Genomic DNA, 16,980 nt, shown 5'->3' with positions numbered 1-16,980 from the left:
CCCGCTCAGAGCTGCGGCGTGCGGTGGAGGGAGATCAGCAGCCGCCAGACCTGGTGGGCGATCCGCTCCGGTTCGGCCTCGATCCGGCCGTGCAGCCAGTCCGCCAGCACGCCGGTGAAGGTGCCGGCCACCGCGGAGGCCACCAGGTCGGGCTCCGGGGCGCCCGCGAGGGCCCGCTCGGTGCGGCTGCGCTCGCGCAGGTCGCGGGTGAGCACCAGGCCGAGCGGGCCGCCGCCGCCCGGGGTCAGCAGGGCCCGGTACAGGGCGGCGTGCGGGGCCAGTTCGGCGAAGAAGCCGGTGAGCGCGGGCGGCGGGGCGGCCGGGTCGGGCACGCCGCGCCAGGCGTGCAGGGCGTCCACGGCCGCGCGGACGATGTCGGCGCAGGCGTCCACCGCGAGCGCCTCCAGGTCGGCGTAGTGGACGTAGAAGGTGGCCCGGCCGACCCCCGCCCGGCGCACCAGCGCGGCGACGTTGACCTCCGCCAGCGGGCGTTCGGCGCACTCCTCCAGCAACGCCCGGCGCAGTCTGGCCCGGGTGCGCTCGGCCCTCGGGTCCTGGGCGGCGCCCGGGTCGTGCGCCGCCCTCGGGCCCTGCTCGGTCCTCGGGTCCTGGGCGGCGCTCATCCGGCGAGCAGGACGGCGCCGAGCGCGAGCGCGCCGGGCAGCGCCTGGGCGAGCAGGATGCGGCGGTTCGCGGTGGCGCCGCCGTACAGGCCGGCCACGACCACGCAGGACAGGAAGAACACCTGCGCCTGGAACCCGACCGGGTCCCCGGCGGCCAGGCCCCAGACCAGCCCGGCGGCGAGGAAGCCGTTGTAGAGGCCCTGGTTGGCGGCGAGCGGCGCGGTACGGCGGGCGAGGGCGGCATCGAAGCCGGAGAGCTCCCGGCCCGGCCGGCGCTCCCACAGGAACATCTCCAGCACCAGGATGTACCCGTGCAGGACGGCCACCAGGGCGACCAGGACATCGGCGGTCACGCGCATCATCAGCTCCCAGACTTCATGGACAGGTGTCCATCATACCTGGACACCTGTCCATGAAGTCCAGCGGACCCTCACGCGTCCAGCGGGGCGAGCGCGGGGTAGACCTCCCGCCAGCGGTACCGGGCGCAGTGCAGCTGCCAGTGGGTGAACCCGGTCAGGTAGCGGTCGAGGTGGGGGCGCTGCTCCTCGGTGGCGAGGTCCAGGACGCGCCGGTACGCGGAGATGCCGCTGTCGAGGGTCTGGCGGTAGGCGGCGAGGTAGGGGAGGCGCTCCGCGACCGACCGGCGGTGGATCCGGCTCACGGCGAAGTCGGCGCCGTGGACCGCCTCCTTGTAGCAGGACACGACGTCGTTGATGTCGTTGAGGAAGGCCACGCCCGAGCCGAGCGCCGCCGACCAGAAGCCCCGGTGGGTGTCGGCGCGCAGACACGGATCGGCGAACTGGAGCGAGGTGAACCAGAACTGGGAGAAGCCGTTGAAGGCCCGGACGAAGTCGCTGTCGATCCCGTCCGAGACCTCCGGGTCGAACTCCGCCTCCATGAGGACGCCGGTGATCGCGTTGTGGAAGAAGCTCTTCCAGACGGCGAGGAAGGTCGGGTCGCAGAACCGCGCGACCTCGCCGAACATGTGCCGGACGTACCGGGCGGTCGGTGTGGAGGGCTGCCCGTCGGGCGTCAGGCCGGCTCGCAGGACGGCCGCGGCCTCGGCGCGGTCGTGGCAGCACACGTCGTCGGTGTGCGTGGTGAACACCCAGATCCGGTCGACGGCGAGGGCGAGCGCGTCGTCCGTGATGGGCACCATGACGGCCCGCATCCGGGTGATGTGGTCGATCGTCGCGGCGGGCACGGTGACCCCGAAGGCCTCGAACTCGGCGGTGAGCACCCGGACGGCGGTGCGGCCCTGCGTGCGGTCCACCGGGGGGTCGAAGGAGTCGGTGAGGACGATCAGGTCGTCCACCAGGCCGGCGGCGAGCACCTCGGCGACCATCGCACGGTGGCGCGGGTCGGGGATGGCCCGGAGGGCGCTGCCCGCACGGTGGTGGAGGGTGTCGATGCCGGGCGGTCGGGGGTGCCTGATCGTGCGGCCTGTGAGGTTCACACCGTGTCCTTCGTCCACCGGGTCGCCCGCGGCATCCGGCGCCGTGCGGGTCGGCCCGATCCTCACAGAGTCCGCCACCCGCCGGCCGTGGGACGACCGACCCGCAACTCGACCGGGTGCACGGGGTGGCGGCCGATTGACGGGCGCCAACCCGGGCGGTCCGGGCAGGCGGCCGCCCCGGGCACGGTGGGTGCCCGGGGCGGCACGGGTCGGGCCGTTCGGCCGGGGTCGGCAAACCGGCCGGTCAGCCGGTCAGTGGGTGAGGATGCCGGGGTCGGAGAGGCCGGGGGCGCCGGTCTCGACGTGGCCGGCGAGGCGGCGGACGAAGTCGGCCGTGCCGCTGGAGGTGACCGTCACGTCGTACCAGTTGTGCCCGGCGCTCAGGTCGACGGTGTACCCGACGGTCGCGCCCCGGCGGACGGTGAGGGTCTGCGGCGCGCCGCCGTAGGCGTTGGTGACGGTGAGGACGGCGTCCGCACCGGCCGGGTTGGTGAAGGTCAGGTCGAGGTTGCCGGTGGTCGCGTTGTGGCGCGCGGTGACCTCGGGCCCGGCCGTCTTCCCGGGGTTGCGGAAGCGGCGCAGGAATCCGTTCGGGCCGTGGACGGTGAGGTCCGTGACGCCCTTGGAGTACTTGGTGTTCCAAGCGTCCGCGATCGTCCGGCCGGCCTCCGCGGTGTACGTCCACGGGCCGTCCGTGCGGTTGGCGGACGTCACCAGGAACTGGCCGCCCGCCGCCGCGCCGGCGCTGAAGGTGAGGCCGAACTTCCCGGTGCCGATGTCGGCCGAACCGTCCACGTACGGCGCGTACTTCAGCGGGCGGGTGGGCTTGGCGCCCGGCTCCTGGGTGGGCATGGTGCCGGTGGCGGGCGGGGTGGGCACGTAGTCCGGGTGCCGGTTGCGGTCCTTGGGGACGTACGCGGCCGTGGGCGGCAGCGTCGCCGGCGCCGCGTTCGACGTGGTGAAGTCGAAGGCGGAGGTCAGGTCGCCGCAGACGGCGCGCCGCCAGGGCGAGATGTTGGGCTCCGCCACGCCGAAGCGGCGCTCCATGAACCGGATGATCGAGGTGTGGTCGAAGGTCTCCGAGCAGGTGTAGCCGCCGGTGCTCCACGGGGAGACGACCAGCATCGGCACCCGCTGGCCGAGGCCGTACGGTCCGGCGGCGTAGCCGGTGCTGCCGGGGTGGTAGTCGGCGGTGGTCGCCACGGTGGACAGGCCCTGCGAGGCGGAGGAGGGCGGGAACGGCGGCACGACGTGGTCGAAGAAGCCGTCGTTCTCGTCGTAGGTGATGAACAGCGCCGTGCGGGCCCACACGGCGGGGTTGGAGGTCAGCGCGTCCAGCACCTGGGAGACGTACCAGGCGCCGTAGTTCGCGGGCCAGTTGGGGTGCTCGGTGAAGGCCTCGGGCGCCGCGATCCAGGAGATCTGCGGCAGCGTGCCGGCCTGCACGTCACGGCGCAGCAGGTCGAACAGGCCGTCGCCGGCCTTGGCGTCGGTGCCGGTGCGGGCCTTGTCGTACAGCGGGTCGCCAGGCTTGGCGTTGCGGTAGTTGTTGAAGTACAGCAGCGAGTTGTCGCCGTAGTTGCCGCGGTACGCGTCGCCGATCCAGCCCCAGCCGCCGGCCGCGTCCAGGCCGTCTCCGACGTCCTGGTAGACCTTCCAGGAGATCCCGGCCTTCTCCAGCCGCTCGGGGTAGGTCGTCCAGCCGTACCCGGCCTCCTGGTTGCCGAGCACCGGGCCGCCGCCGCTGCCGTCGTTGCCGGTGTAACCGGTCCACATGTAGTAGCGGTTCGGGTCGGTGGAGCCGATGAACGAGCAGTGGTAGGCGTCGCAGATGGTGAAGGCGTCCGCGAGCGCGTAGTGGAACGGGATGTCCTCGCGGGTCAGGTAGGCCATGGTGGTGGCCGTCTTGGCGGGGATCCACTGGTCGTACTTGCCGTTGTTGAAGGCCTTGTGGCCGCCGGCCCAGTCGTGGTTGAGGTCCTGGATGAACTGCAGGCCCAGGTCGCTCACCTGGGGGCGGAACGGCAGCACCTCCTTCCTGGCGCTGTCCGTCTGGTACCAGACCGGCTTCCCGCTGGGCAGCGTGACGGGACGCGGGTCGCCGAAGCCCCGCACGCCTTTCATCGCCCCGAAGTAGTGGTCGAAGGAACGGTTCTCCTGCATCAGGACGACGATGTGGTCGACGTCCTGGATGGTGCCGGTGCTTCCCTGCGGGGCGATGGACGCCGCTCGCGCGATGCTCTGCGACAGGGCCGAGAACGCGACGGTGGCGCCGGCCAGTTGGAAGAAACGACGGCGGTTCAGCTCAGCCATGAGTGGGATGACCTCTTGCGTGTCACGGGGGTGGAGGACGGCGCCCCCAAGGACAGCGCCCACGGCCTACCACCCGGCGGCCCGCTCATGACCGCTCGCTGTACGTCAGGCGAACGCATCGAGTTGTACGAACATGTGGGGAGGATGCGGCGCGTGTGACCGCGGACGGCGGGCCGCTCGCGGCGGCCGCCGGCCTCCTGGGTACGTTGGGGAGGAACTCAGTCACCCTAGGGACAAGGACGTGCCGGATGGCCGCGCGCGCAGGACTCTCCGCGGAGCTGGTCACCCGGGCCGCCGCCGACCTGGCCGACCGGGTCGGCTTCGACCACCTCACGGTGTCCGCGCTCGCGCGGAGCCTCGGCGTGAAGGACCCGACCCTCTACTCGCACGTCAGGAGCGTCCAGGAGCTGCGCACCCGGGTCGCCGTGCTCGCCGCCCGCGAGCTGAGCGACCTGATCGGCGCGGCGGTCGCCGGCCGCTCCGGCAAGGACGCGCTCGCCGCCTTCGCCCACGCCTACCGGAGGTTCGCCCTCGAACACCCCGGGCGCTACGCGGCCACCCAGATCCAGCTGACGCCGGAACAGGCCGCCGCGTCACCCGGTCACCAGCGGAACATCCAGCTGACCTACGGCATGATGCGCGCCTACGGCCTCGCCGACCCCGACCTCACCGACGCCGCGCGGCTGCTGCGCAGCACCTTCCACGGCTACAGCAGCCTGGAGGCGGCGGGCGGGTTCGGGGCCGCCCGGGACGTGGCCGCGTCCTGGGAGCGGACCATCGACGCCCTGCACGTGCTGCTCACGCAGTGGCCGGCCGCCGACACCCCGCCCCAGGACCGCGCCCGCCCCTGACCCGCCGCCCCCGCGCGGGAACGGCCCCGCGCCAAGGGACTCCCGCACGCGGACGGCTCCCCTGCGCGGGCCGTCAGGCGGTGACCTTCGCGATGAACTCGGCCACGTTCGCCAGGGTGCGGGCGGTGGTCTCCTCCAGGCTCAGCGACTCGTGCAGCCGCGAGCCGGCGCCCGCGTTCTTGAGGCCCCGCACGTAGAGCGAACAGGCCAGGTCACTGCACATGTAGGCGCCCACCGAGTTGCCCTCGCGCCCGGCCGGGCCGGCCTTCGGCGCGACCAGCAGGGAGACGCCGCCACCGGTGTGCGAGGTCATGCACAGCGAGCAGAGGCTGCGCCTGGCCTGCCAGGCGGCCGCGCCGGTGCTGCGCAGCACGATGCCCTGCGGGCGGCCGTCCAGCACGGCGACGAGGTAGGCGCGGTCCGGGGCCTGCGGGTCCCGCCAGCCGAGGAAGTCCAGGTCGTCCCAGGGCTGCTCGGCCAGGTCACGCGGAAGGTTCATGCGCTTCGCCTCGCCCTTGCTGCAGTTCAGGAAGGCGGCGCGGATCTCTGGTTCGGTCAGCTGCTTCATGAGACCGCACGCTAATTTGCCTAAAGCCTTTAGGCAACTGAATAATCGGCCGTGTCAGAACGGAGGGCTGCCATGGCCAGAGCAGGGATCACCACGGAACGGCTCACCCGCGCCGGGGCGGAGCTGGCCGACGAGGTCGGTTTCGACCAGGTCACCGTCTCCGAGCTCGCCCGACGGTTCGACGTCAAGGTCGCGAGCCTCTACTCACACGTCAAGAACTCGCACGACCTCAAGACCAGGATCGCCCTGCTCGCCCTGGAGGAGCTCGCCGACCGCGCCACCGCCGCCCTGGCCGGGCGCTCCGGCAAGGACGCCCTCGCCGCCTTCGCGGACACCTACCGCGATTACGCCCGGCAGCACCCGGGCCGCTACGCCGCCGCGCAGTTCCGGCTGGACCCCGGGACGGCGGCCGCCAGCGCCGGCGTCCGGCAGGCCCGGATGACCCGGGCCATCCTGCGCGGCTACGACCTCGCCGAACCCGACCAGACGCACGCCGTCCGGATGCTGGGCGGCGTCATCCACGGCTACCTCAGCCTGGAACTGGGCGGTGGCTTCAGCCACACCGCCGTCGACCCGCAGCAGTCCTGGGACTGGATCGTCGACGCGCTGGACACCCTGCTGCGGAGCCGGACCGACCGCTGACCCCGCACCGGACCGGCACCGCGGCCGCCACTCGGCGGACGGTGCCCCGGACGGCCTTGGTGACGCTCCCGCAGTCGTCGAACGAGCCCGCCGACGCTCCGGGATCGCAACGGCCGCCGGTGCGGGCAGCGGCGGCGGTGCCCGGCGGGAGTGCCGGGGCTACGGGTGCGCGAGTCTGGCGGCGAGGTCGTCCAGGCCGAGCGAGCCCTGGGCGAGCACGCTGGTGTGCCACGCCTTGAGGTCGAAACCCGGGCCCAGCCGGCGGCGGGCCGCCTCGCGCCCCCGCAGCCAGGCCCGCTCGCCCAGCTTGTAGCCGATGGCCTGGCCGGGCCAGCCGAGGTAGCGGTCGATCTCGCTGGTGCGGCGCGGGATGTCGCTGCCGTGGTGGGCGGCCATGAACGCGGTGGCGAGGGCCGGGGTCCAGCGTTCGCCGGGGTGGAAGCCGGCGTCCGCGGGGACGGCGAGTTCCAGGTGCATGCCGATGTCGACGATCACGCGGATGATCCGGAGCATCTGCTTGTCCAGGTAGCCGAGGCGCCGGGCGGGATCGTCCAGGAAGCCAAGCTCGTCCATCAGGCGCTCGGCGTAGAGCGCCCAGCCCTCCTTGTTGGCGCTGACCGCGCCGAGGGTGACCTGGTAGCTGCTGAGGCGCTCCGTGGAGGCCGTCCACCGGGCCGTCTGCAGATGGTGGCCCGGGACGCCCTCGTGGTACCAGGTGCTGACGAGCTGCCAGGTCGGGAACGACCGCCGGCCGAGGGTGGGCAGGTAGGTGCGGCCGGGACGGACGAAGTCGAGGCTGGGCCCGGTGTAGTACGGCGCGCCCGAGCTCCCCGGCGGCGCGATCCTGGCCTCCACCCGGCGCAGCGGGCCGTCGATGTCGAAGTGGGTGCCGTCGAGGGCGTCGATCGCCTCGTCCATGATCTGCTGGAGCCAGGCGCGGACGTTCTCCTCGCCCTCGATCGCGTGGCCGTGCGTGTTGAGGTGGTCCATGGTGGCCCGGGTGCCGGCGCCGGGGAGGACGCGCTCGGCTTCGGCCGCCATCTCGGCGGCCGTGCGGTGGAACTCCTCCCAGGCCCAGGCGTACGCCTCGGCCGGGTCGACGTCGGCGCCGTTGGCCCAGCGGGCGGAGCGCAGGTAGCGCTCGCGGCCGACGGCGTCCGGGGTGCCGTCGGCGGCGGGCAGGTAGGTGTCGCACAGCCACGCGCGGAAGTCCGCCACCGCGGCGGTCGCGCGCTCGGCGGCGGCGTCCAGTTCGGGCCGCAGCCCGGCGGGGCCGGCCGCCACGAACGTGGTGAACCAGCTCGCGCCGCCGCCGTCCTGGCCGGTCCAAGCGGCGAGCTGGGCGCTGACGGCGCGGGCCTGCCGGGGCGCGCACAGCAGGTCGCGGGCGATGCCCTCGGCCAGGGTCGCCCGGTAGCCGTCCAGTGCGCCGGGCACGTTGCGCAGCCGCCCGGCGACGGCCGCCCAGTCGTCCTAGGTGCCGGTGGGCATCAGGGTGAAGATGCCCCGCACCGCGTGCAGCGGCGAGTTGACGTTGCGCAGTTGGCGGAAGTGGTCCCCGGCGTCGTGCACCACGAGCTCGGCGGTCAGCCGCTCCCGCAGGAGACGGGCGCAGTCCCGTTCCGCGGCGTCGTCGGGGATCCCGGTCGTCCGCTCGGCCGCGTCGAGCGCGGTCAGCGTGCCCCGGGCCAGTTCGGCGAGCGCCTCGAAGCCTTCCGGCGACAGATCCGGCAGCCGGTCGTCCCCGGGCTGCAGACCGAGTCTGGTCGAGATCGCCGGATCGAGTACCGCGACCCGCGCGACGTGGTCATCGGCGATCCCGCGGGGAGTCCTCGGCAGTTCGGGCATGGCCCCCATGCTGGCGCACCGGCCCGGGCGCTGTCAGCGGTGCGGGGTGCTTTTCGGCCGCGGCGCAACGGGACTCCGGCCGGCGCGACACGCTCCGGGATCACGGGCCGGCGCGGCGCGGACCCCGGGCGCGGGCCGGCGCGGCACGGCCCGGGAACCCGTCGCGGTACCGCCCACCGTGCCCGGAGCCGCGGGGATACCGTGGAGGTATGCCCCCGCCGGCACGGGCCGTCCACCTGTGGCTGCTCCGGCTGCTGACCGCGGCCGGGCTGGCCGTCGACGCCTATGTGCACGCCGATCTCGCCGCCGACCGGGACCTCGTCGGCGACGACATCAGCCAGGGCACGCTCTTCCGGATCGAGGCGGGCGCCGCGTCCTTCGCCGCGCTGCTGGTCCTGCTGGCCGCGACCCGGGTCACCTGGGCGATCGCGTTCCTCGTCGCGGCGAGCGCGCTGGGCGCGCTCCTGCTGTACACCTACGTCGACGTCGGCGCGCTCGGCCCGCTGCCGAACATGTACGAGCCGGTCTGGTACCGGGAGAAGACCATCGCGGCCGTCGCCGAAGGGGTCGCCGTGGTCACCGCCCTGCTCGGCCTCGCGGCCGTGGGGCGGGGCTCCGGTCGGCACCGGCGGTAGGGCCCCTCGGGTCCGCCGCCCGGACCGCGCTCACAGCCGCTCGGGGACGGGGTTGCCGACGGCCTCGATGGCGCGGCGGACGGGGACCTTCACCAGCACGGCGAAGCCGATCACGAAGAACACCAGCAGCGAGATGATCGCCGAGCGGTAGCTGCCGGTGATCTGGTAGGCGAGGCCGAAGACCAGCGGGCCCATCCAGCTGGTGCCGCGGTCGCTGACCTTGTAAACGCTGAAGTACTCGGCCTCCCGGCCGGCCGGGATGAGGTGGGAGAACAGCGAGCGGGAGAGCGCCTGGCTGCCGCCGAGCACCAGGCCGATCATGCAGGCCAGGGCGAAGAACCAGGCGGGCTGGTGGGCGGGCATGAAGTACCCGAGCGCGAGGGTGACCACCCAGCCGACCAGGGAGCCGAGGACGGTCCGCTTGGCGCCGTACCGGCGGGCGATCCGGCCGAGGAGCAGGGCGCCGCCGATCGCGACGATCTGGACCAGCAGCACGGCGGCGACCAGCGAGGTCTGGTCCATGCCGAGCTCCTCGCTGCCGTAGAGCGAGGCCTGGGAGACGACGGTCTGGATGCCGTCGTTGTAGCAGAGGAAGGCGCCCAGGTAGAGCAGGGTGAGCGGGTACCGGCGCATGCCGCGCAGGGTGCGGGCGAGTTCGCGCAGGCTGCCGGCGGCCGGCTCGTCGGGCCTGGCGGTGGGACGGCCGGGGAGCACCCCGGCCCGGGAGGGCAGCCGCAGCATCGGGACGATCGTGAACAGCGCCCACCACAGGCCGGCCGAGGCCAGGCAGATCCGCACGGCGGTGCCGGAGGACAGGCCGAGCGCGTCGTGCCCCTCGAACAGCGCCAGGTTGGCGATCAGCAGCAGTCCGCCGCCCGCGTAGCCGTAGGCCCAGCCCTTGGAGGAGACCGCGTCGCGCTCGTCGGGGGCGGCCAGGCCCGGGAGGTAGGCGTAGGAGAGCGCGACCGACACCGCGTACGCGATGTTGGCGATCACCAGCAGCGCGCCGCCGAGCAGGTAGCGGTCGCCGTCGAGGAGGAACATCCCCATCGTGGCGATCGCGCCGACGTAGGCGGCGCCGCACATCAGCTCCTTGTGCCGCCCGGTGCGGTCCGCGACCGTGCCGGTCAGCAGCATCGCCGCGACCGACACCAGCACGGAGAAGGAGACGGTGTAGGGGAAGAACGACCCCGCGCGGACCGTGAGGCCGAGCGGGTGCACGTCGCCGGCCGCGTCGGCGGCGTTCTTGGCGACGGAGGTCAGGTACGGCCCGAGGAACACCGTCAGGACGGTGGCCGAGAAGGCGGCGTTGGCCCAGTCGTTGATGTACCAGCCGAACTGCGTCCGGCGCAGGGCGCGGCCGTCGGCGGCGGTCTCCGGGACGTCCGGGAGGTCGTCCGTCAGGTGGTCGGGAAGGTGGGCCGCGGTGCTCATGGGGTTCCAATCACCGTGCTGGAGCCGGTGCCGCCGTCGTTCCAGCAGCCGCGCTCGCCGAGGACGTCCCGCAGGACGTCGATGCGATCGGCCATGATGCCATCCACACCGAGGTCGAGGAGAGACCTGATCCGTGTGGGATCGTCCACAGTCCAGACGTGCACCTGCAAGCCGAGGCGGTGGGCGGCGCGGACGAAGGCCCGGTCGACGACCCGTACGCCCCGGTGCCGCTCCGGCACCTGCGCGCACACGCCGGCGAACGGCGCCCGGCGCCCCCGGAGCAGCGGCCCGGCCAGCGAGAGCAGCCTCAGCCGGGCCACCTCGCGCGGGCCGAGCGAGGTGGCCAGCCGGGGGCCGGCGGCGGCGCGGACGGCGGCGAGGCGGGTGTCGGAGAAGCCGCCGACGCAGACCCGGTCCCAGGAGCCGGTCCGGCGGACCGCCTCGACCAGCGGCGCGACGGCCGGCGCCGCCTTGACGTCGATGTTGAAGCGGGCCTCGGGGAACGCGCCGAGCAGGTCCTCCAACAGCGGCACGGGCTCGGTGCCGCCGATCCGGGCCCGCCGCACCGTCTCCCACGGCAGCTCGGCCACCGCTCCGGTGCGGTCGGTGACCCGGTCGAGGCGGGAGTCGTGGAAGGCCACCAGCACACCGTCGCGGGTGGCGTGCACGTCCGTCTCCAGGTAGCGGTACCCGAGGGCGACGGCGGCCTCGAAGGCGGCGAGCGAGTTCTCGGGACGGCCGAGGTCACCGCCCCGGTGCGCGAAGGCCAGCGGCCCCGGGTGGTCGAGGAAGGGGTGCATGGGGTGCTCCGAGTTGCTGGGTGCGGGACCAGGTCCGTCCCGCGGGGCCGTGCGGCGCCGCCCGCTCCGGCGGCGGCTCGGGTCGTGCGCGTTACAGTATTACGCGGCCTGTCAAGCGGTAACGGTCTGCGGGCCGGGCCGGTGCTGACACCCGACGGGGAACGGGCCGCCCCCGGGAACGACGACGCCGCCACCGAGAGACCGACGGGTTGTCATGACTGAAACACCGTCCGGCCGGGCATAACCTTCTCAGCCCACCGAAGGGCCCGGCTGACGCTCCCCCACGAGCACAGCCGGGCCCCGGGCCGGCGACCGGGCCTGGACGTGACTCCCCCCACGGAGTGGCGCCCAGGCCCGCATGGTGTTCAACCAGCGACACGCAGCGTACATGTCATATCCACGTAACGCTACCGTGCTGCACGCGACAGCCCTGACCTCGGCCGTTGACGGCGTCCCAGGTGCCGTCGTACCAACGGGACTTCGGGTTATATTGCCCGCGGCAATCAGCACGGGCGGGTCGGCGCGGAGCCGCCCTGACGGTGGACCTCGTCGGCCGTCCCGACGTCGTACGGCACCGCTCCGACCGGGCCGGGCCGGCACACGGGGAGAGGGGCCGTCATGGCGTCCGTCAGGGACAGGCTGAGCAGCGCGCGCGTCCAGGCCTTCATCGGCCGGGACGAGGAACTCGGGCGCTTCGCCCAGGCCTTGGCCGGCGACCCGCAGGCGCCGTTCGCGTTCTACCTGTCCGGGCCGGGCGGCATCGGCAAGTCGACACTGCTGCGGCGCCTGGCGGACCGCGCCCGGACGGCGGGACGCCCGCTCCTCGAACTGGACGGCCGCTTCGTCAGCCGGGACCCGGCCGACTTCGAGCGCGCCGCCGCCCCCTTCCTGGACGCCCCCGGCACGGTGCTGTTCATCGACTCCTTCGAGCACTGCCAGTGGCTGGAGAGCTGGCTGTGGCAGCGCTTCCTGCCCCGCGCCGCCGACGACACCCTGGTGGTCCTGGCCGGCCGCCTCGCACCGCGGCCCCAGTGGACCGCCGATCCCGCCTGGGCCGGGCTCTTGTACGTCCGCGAGTTGGAACCGTTCACCGAGGAACAGGCCCGCAGCCTGCTGACCACGGCCCGGGTCGTGCCCCAGCTCCGGGAACGGGTCCTCCGCTTCGCCGGGGGCAACCCGCTGGCCCTCTCCCTCGCGGCCGCCGCCCGGGCGTCGGACTGGAACCGGGAGGAGGTCTGGGCGCCCTCGGCCGACGTCCTGCGCACCCTGCTGTCGGGCCTGATCGGCGAGGTGCCGACCGCGGCCCACCGCCGCGCCCTGGAGGTGGCGGCCCAGGCCTACTCGACCTCCGAGGAACTCCTCGCCTCGGTGCTGCCCGACGAGGACGCCCACCCGCTCTTCGCCTGGCTCCGGGACCTGCCCTTCATGGAGTCCACCCACCGGGGGCTCCACCCGCACGACGCCGCACGCGAGACCCTCGCCGCCGACCTGCGCTGGCGGGCCCCCAACGCCTTCGTGGCGATGCGCCAACGGCTGGCCGAGGAGTACCTGCGCCTGCTGCGCGAGGCACCCGAGGAACGGGTCTGGACCGTCACCGACGAACTCTTCTACCTCTTCCGGGAAGGGGAGATCGTCGCGCGGCTGCGCACGTGGTCCCGGGAGGACGAGGTGCACGACCGGCCCCTGCACCCGGACGACCTCGACGTCGTGCTGCGCATGGCCGCGGAGACCGAGGGCCGGGCGTCCGCGGAGCTGGTCCGCTACTGGGCGCGGCGCCAGCCGCAGGCCTTCAGCGTCTACCGTCTCGTCAGCACCGGCCGGATCGTGGCGTTCACGGCCCGCCTCGCGCTGCCCGCCCCCGCCGACCCCGAGGACCTCGCCACCGATCCCGTCGTCGCGGCCGCCTGGGCGTACACCGACGCCACCGCGCCGGTGCGCCCCGGCGAGCACATCGGCGTCAGCCGCTTCACCGTCTACCCCGAGCGCTACCAAGTCCCCTCCCGCGTCATCGACCTGAGCAGTTCCCGGGCCCAGGCGGAATCCGCCCGCGCCCGGGGCCGCGCCTACGGCTTCGCCGTCTGGCGGGACGCCGAGGCGTGGGCCGCGCGCGTCAAGGGCAGCCTCACCGACACCGGCGCACGACCGCGGGTCGGCGCGCACACGTACGGCGTGTTCGGCGTCGACTGGCGCCGGGTGCCCGTCGAGACCTGGCTCCGCCACTTCATCTCGGCCACCGCCGTGCCCGCCCAGGCCGGGCCGGCGGGCGTCTCGCGGACCGCGTTCGACCAGGCCGTGCGCGAGGCCCTGGCGCACTGGCGCGATCCCGCCGCCTTCGCCGCCTGCGCCCTGGTGCGCACCCGCCTGGCGGCCGACCTCGACGATCCCGTCGAGGAGCTGCGCGACCTGCTGCGCCGGGCCGTCGACGACCTCGGCCGCGACCCGCGCGGCGTGCGCGCCCGCGAGGCCCTGACCGCGGGCTACCTCTCCGGTGCGCCGACCCAGGAGGCCGCCGCGCGCCGGCTGGGCCTTCCGTACGGCACCTACCGCCGCCACCTGCGCCAGGGCCTCGACCTGCTGTGCGCAGCCCTGTGGCAGCAGGAGTTGCACGGCCCTCACTGAGGACGAACTCCCCCTTCCCGCCGGCCGGAGAGCGCCCGGGGAGCGCGACCGGGGAGCGGCCGGCGGGTGGACAGCCGCGGACAGCGGTGGACAGTCCCCGCCCCGGCCGGGTCTGGCGCGTGGACAGCGCCCGGCCCGAGCCTGTGCGTCATGAACGTCACACGCACGCAGACGGAGCCGGCAGCAGGCCGGGCCCGCCGACCGGGGCCGGCGCTCGCGGCGCTCGCCGCGGCCCAGTTCACCGTCATGCTCGCCACCTCGATCGTCAACGTGGCGCTGCCGCGGATCCGTTCCGGGGTCGGTCTCTCGGACGCCGGCACCACCTGGGTGGTCAACGCCTACGGCCTGGCGTTCGGGGCACTGCTGCTGGCCGGCGGACGGGCGGCCGACCTGCTCGGGCGTCGCCGGGTGCTGGGCGCCGGGCTCGCGCTGTTCGCGGCGGCCTCGCTGGCGGCGGGCCTGGCCACCGCCTCAAGCCTGCTGATCGGCGCCCGGGCGGTCCAGGGCCTCGCCGCGGCGTCGATCGCCCCGGCCGCGCTCGCCCTGGCGATGGAGCAGTACCCCTCCGGCTCCGGGCGCGGCACGGCCCTGGGGGTGTGGGGCGCGGTCTCCGGTGCGGGCGGGGCGGGCGGCGTCCTGTTGGGCGGTGTGCTCACCCAGGCGTGGGGCTGGCCCTGGATCTTCCACTCGGTCGCGCTCGGCGCGGTAGTGGTCCTGGCCGCCGTGGTGGCCCTCGTGCCGCGGACGGACGGACGCGCGGCCGAGCCGAAGGCCGGACGGACGGCCGGGCGCGACCCCGAACGGACCGCCGGGCGCGCCGGACGGACCGCCGGGCGGTTCGACCTGCCGGGCACCGCGACCGTCACCCTCGCCCTGACCTGCCTGGTCTGGGCCCTGACCACGGCCCGCGGGGCCGGCTGGAGCGACGGCCGGGTCGTCGGTGCCCTGGGCGCCGCCGCCGTCCTGCTCACGGCCTTCGCCGTGATCGAACTCCGCCGGCCGGACCCGCTGCTACCGCCGCGGCTGCTCACCACCGGCCGGGTGGCCACGGGCAACCTGCTGATGGCGCTGCTGGGGTCCGTGTGGATCGCCCTGTTCTTCTTCCTGCCGCTCTACCAGCAGCAGGTCCTCGGGTCGGGGCCGCTGGCCACCGGAGCGGGCCAACTCCCGCTCGCCGCGGCCAACATGCTCGGCGCCGCCCTGGCACCGCGCGTCTCCCGGCGCATCGGCCCGACCACCACCGCGGTCGCCGCCCTGCTCACCGAGGCGGTCGGCCTGCTGTGGTTGTCCCGGATCGGCGCCGACGGCGGCTACGTCACCGACGTCCTCGGTCCGAGCATCCTGATCGGCCTCGGCCTGAGCACCGCCTTCGTCCAGCTCACCGCCCTCGCGGTGGAGGGCGTCCCGCCCCGGGACGCCGGGCTGGCCGGCGGACTGGTCAACACCACCCGCCAGGTCGGCGGCGCGATCGGCCTCGCCGTCCTGACCACCCTCGCCGGCTCCGTCACCACCCGTGCGGCCGCCCACCAAGCCCCCCTGGAGGCCCTCACCGCCGGGTACCGCACCGCCTTCGCCGTCTCGGCGGCGGTCCTGACCGCCACCGCGGGCCTCGCGCTGCTCCTCACCCGCCGCACCCGCCCGAAGGGCGCGGCCGCCTCGCCCGGACGGGCGCCCGGCCACCGCGAGCCGAGGGCCCGGCAGGCCGCCTGACCGCCTGACCGCCTGACCGCCTGACCGCCTGACCGCCTGACCGCCTGACCGCACACCACGAACCACCCGACCGACCATCACCTCCACCGAAGGGTTACTGTCATGACCACCGCAAAGATGCCGTACCTGACCGGCCACTACACCCCCGTCGCCGACGAGATCACCGCCACCGACCTCACCGTCGAGGGCCACCTGCCGCCCGAACTGACCGGCCGGCTGATCCGCAACAGCCACAACCCCAAGCCCGGCATCACCCCCACCCACTGGTTCAAGGGCAGCGGCATGGTCCACGGCATCCGCCTGCGCGACGGCCGCGCCGAGTGGTACCGCAACCGCTGGGTGCACACCCCCGCCCTCGACGGCGCCCCCTACCTCACCGACCACGGCCCCGACCTCACCGCCTCCACCGCCGGCACCCACGTGATCGAACACGGCGGCCGCCTGCTCGCCCTCTGCGAGTCCGCGCTCCCGTTCGAGCTCACCCCCGACCTGGAAACGGTCGGCGCCCACGACTTCGGCGGCAAGCTGCGCGGTGCGATGACCGCCCACCCCAAGGAGGACCCGGCCACGGGCGAGCTGCACTTCTTCGGGTCCTCGCCGTTCCCGCCGTTCCTCACCTACTACGTCGCCGACGCCAAGGGCGGGATCGTCCACACCGCCGAGGTCCCCGGAGCGACCGCCTCGCTCAAGCACGACTTCGCCATCACCCGCCACCACGTGGTCTTCATCGAGGGCAACGTCACCTTCGACCCCACCGACCACTCCGGCATCCCCTACGGCTGGAGCGACCAGCAGCCCGCCCGCATCGGCGTCATGCCGCGCGGAGCCGACGGCGCCGCGCACATCCGCTGGTTCTCCATCGAGCCGGGCAACATGCTGCACGTCGCCAACGCCTACGAGGACGGCCAGGGCCGCGTCGTCCTGGAGGGCCCCACCGTGGACCGGACGGGCTTCCAGCTCTCCTGGAACTGGTGGATCGGTGCGCCCGAGCGCGGCAGCGAGCCCAACGCCCGTTCCTACACCCGCCGTTGGGTGGTCGACCTGGCGGCCGGCAACGTCGACGAGCAGATCACCGACGACCTGCCGGTGGAGTTCCCGACCCTCAACGAGGCGTACCTGGGCGCCGAGAACCGCTACCAGTACGCCGTCTCCTTCCCCGACGAGCAGGGCCTCGGCGGCTACGGCGTCGTCAAGTACGACCGCGTCACCGGTGCCCGCCGCATCCGCCGGATCGGCGACGCCCGGATGCCCAGCGAAGCCGTGTTCGTCCCCGCGGCCGGAGCCACCGGCGAGGACGACGGCTACCTCCTCACCGTCGTCTCCGACCTCAAGCAGGACGCCTCGCAGCTGCTGGTCCTCGACGCCGCCGGCCTCGACCGGATCGCCGCCGTCCACCTGCCCCGCCGGGTGACCGCCGGGATCCACGGCTCCTGGATCCCCGACGGCGAGCTGAGCACCGACCGGGGCTGACCGGCCTCCGG

The 16,980-nt window shown here is 74.1% G+C and carries 13 protein-coding genes and 1 pseudogene; 6 read left to right on the top strand and 8 right to left on the bottom strand.

Features of this window, described 5'->3' with window-relative positions; all coding sequences use genetic code 11:
• Positions 1 to 5: 5 nt before the first annotated feature.
• The 4 genes from ACFVHB_RS15805 to ACFVHB_RS15790 all read right to left on the bottom strand — a co-directional run bounded on the left by ACFVHB_RS15805 (position 6) and on the right by ACFVHB_RS15790 (position 4,392).
• On the bottom strand, positions 6 to 623 hold the full coding sequence (locus tag ACFVHB_RS15805) for a TetR family transcriptional regulator (RefSeq protein WP_380321225.1): 618 nt from the start codon (positions 621 to 623) through the stop codon (positions 6 to 8).
• Entirely contained in the window at positions 620 to 982 is a 363-nt protein-coding gene (locus ACFVHB_RS15800; RefSeq protein WP_380321301.1) for a DUF1304 domain-containing protein, read from the bottom strand. The genes ACFVHB_RS15805 and ACFVHB_RS15800 overlap by 4 nt, the downstream gene beginning before the upstream one ends.
• Positions 983 to 1,053: 71 nt before the next feature.
• The gene (locus ACFVHB_RS15795) at positions 1,054 to 2,079 is read right to left on the bottom strand and encodes a hypothetical protein (protein WP_380321222.1); all 1,026 of its coding nucleotides are present in this window, start codon (positions 2,077 to 2,079) and stop codon (positions 1,054 to 1,056) included.
• A 252-nt stretch (positions 2,080 to 2,331) separates the two neighbouring features.
• Complete coding sequence (locus ACFVHB_RS15790) at positions 2,332 to 4,392, bottom strand: phosphocholine-specific phospholipase C (RefSeq protein ID WP_380321219.1); 2,061 nt, start codon at positions 4,390 to 4,392, stop codon at positions 2,332 to 2,334.
• A 248-nt stretch (positions 4,393 to 4,640) separates the two neighbouring features.
• Between ACFVHB_RS15790 and ACFVHB_RS15785 the strand changes: the two genes are divergently transcribed.
• The gene (locus tag ACFVHB_RS15785; protein WP_380321216.1) at positions 4,641 to 5,243 is read left to right on the top strand and encodes a TetR/AcrR family transcriptional regulator; all 603 of its coding nucleotides are present in this window, start codon (positions 4,641 to 4,643) and stop codon (positions 5,241 to 5,243) included.
• Positions 5,244 to 5,316: 73 nt separating this feature from the next.
• On the opposite strand, the gene ACFVHB_RS15780 is transcribed toward ACFVHB_RS15785, so the two are convergent.
• On the bottom strand, positions 5,317 to 5,811 hold the full coding sequence (locus tag ACFVHB_RS15780) for an FBP domain-containing protein (protein ID WP_380321213.1): 495 nt from the start codon (positions 5,809 to 5,811) through the stop codon (positions 5,317 to 5,319).
• A gap of 72 nt (positions 5,812 to 5,883) precedes the next feature.
• Between ACFVHB_RS15780 and ACFVHB_RS15775 the strand changes: the two genes are divergently transcribed.
• A complete protein-coding gene (locus ACFVHB_RS15775; RefSeq protein WP_380321210.1) occupies positions 5,884 to 6,453 on the top strand; it encodes a TetR/AcrR family transcriptional regulator in 570 nt (189 codons plus the stop codon).
• 159 nt (positions 6,454 to 6,612) lie between these two features.
• On the opposite strand, the pseudogene ACFVHB_RS15770 reads toward ACFVHB_RS15775, so the two are convergent.
• Positions 6,613 to 8,301 (bottom strand): annotated as a pseudogene (locus ACFVHB_RS15770) (DUF885 domain-containing protein).
• Positions 8,302 to 8,510: 209 nt separating this feature from the next.
• Between ACFVHB_RS15770 and ACFVHB_RS15765 the strand changes: the two are divergent.
• Positions 8,511 to 8,936 carry a hypothetical protein gene (locus ACFVHB_RS15765; RefSeq protein WP_380321207.1) on the top strand — a complete coding sequence of 142 codons (426 nt, stop codon included), beginning with the start codon at positions 8,511 to 8,513 and terminating at the stop codon, positions 8,934 to 8,936.
• A 30-nt stretch (positions 8,937 to 8,966) separates the two neighbouring features.
• On the opposite strand, the gene ACFVHB_RS15760 is transcribed toward ACFVHB_RS15765, so the two are convergent.
• The gene (locus tag ACFVHB_RS15760) at positions 8,967 to 10,370 is read right to left on the bottom strand and encodes an MFS transporter (protein ID WP_380321204.1); all 1,404 of its coding nucleotides are present in this window, start codon (positions 10,368 to 10,370) and stop codon (positions 8,967 to 8,969) included.
• Positions 10,367 to 11,170 (bottom strand): glycerophosphodiester phosphodiesterase, encoded by an 804-nt coding sequence (locus tag ACFVHB_RS15755; protein ID WP_380321201.1) that lies wholly within the window; start codon positions 11,168 to 11,170, stop codon positions 10,367 to 10,369. The genes ACFVHB_RS15760 and ACFVHB_RS15755 overlap by 4 nt, the downstream gene beginning before the upstream one ends.
• A 618-nt stretch (positions 11,171 to 11,788) precedes the next feature.
• On the opposite strand from ACFVHB_RS15755, the gene ACFVHB_RS15750 reads away from it, so the two are divergent.
• The 3 genes from ACFVHB_RS15750 to ACFVHB_RS15740 all read left to right on the top strand — a co-directional run bounded on the left by ACFVHB_RS15750 (position 11,789) and on the right by ACFVHB_RS15740 (position 16,969).
• Positions 11,789 to 13,789, top strand: coding sequence for an ATP-binding protein (locus ACFVHB_RS15750; protein ID WP_380321198.1), 2,001 nt, complete (start codon positions 11,789 to 11,791; stop codon positions 13,787 to 13,789).
• Between the two features lie 150 nt (positions 13,790 to 13,939).
• Positions 13,940 to 15,499 carry an MFS transporter gene (locus tag ACFVHB_RS15745; protein ID WP_380321195.1) on the top strand — a complete coding sequence of 520 codons (1,560 nt, stop codon included), beginning with the start codon at positions 13,940 to 13,942 and terminating at the stop codon, positions 15,497 to 15,499.
• Between the two features lie 102 nt (positions 15,500 to 15,601).
• A complete protein-coding gene (locus ACFVHB_RS15740) occupies positions 15,602 to 16,969 on the top strand; it encodes a carotenoid oxygenase family protein (RefSeq protein WP_380321192.1) in 1,368 nt (455 codons plus the stop codon).
• Positions 16,970 to 16,980 lie beyond the last annotated feature (11 nt).

The organism is Kitasatospora sp. NPDC127111 (assembly GCF_042677465.1).
Classification (GTDB): Bacteria; Actinomycetota; Actinomycetes; order Streptomycetales; family Streptomycetaceae; genus Kitasatospora.
This window is presented reverse-complemented; position numbering and strand designations above follow the sequence as displayed.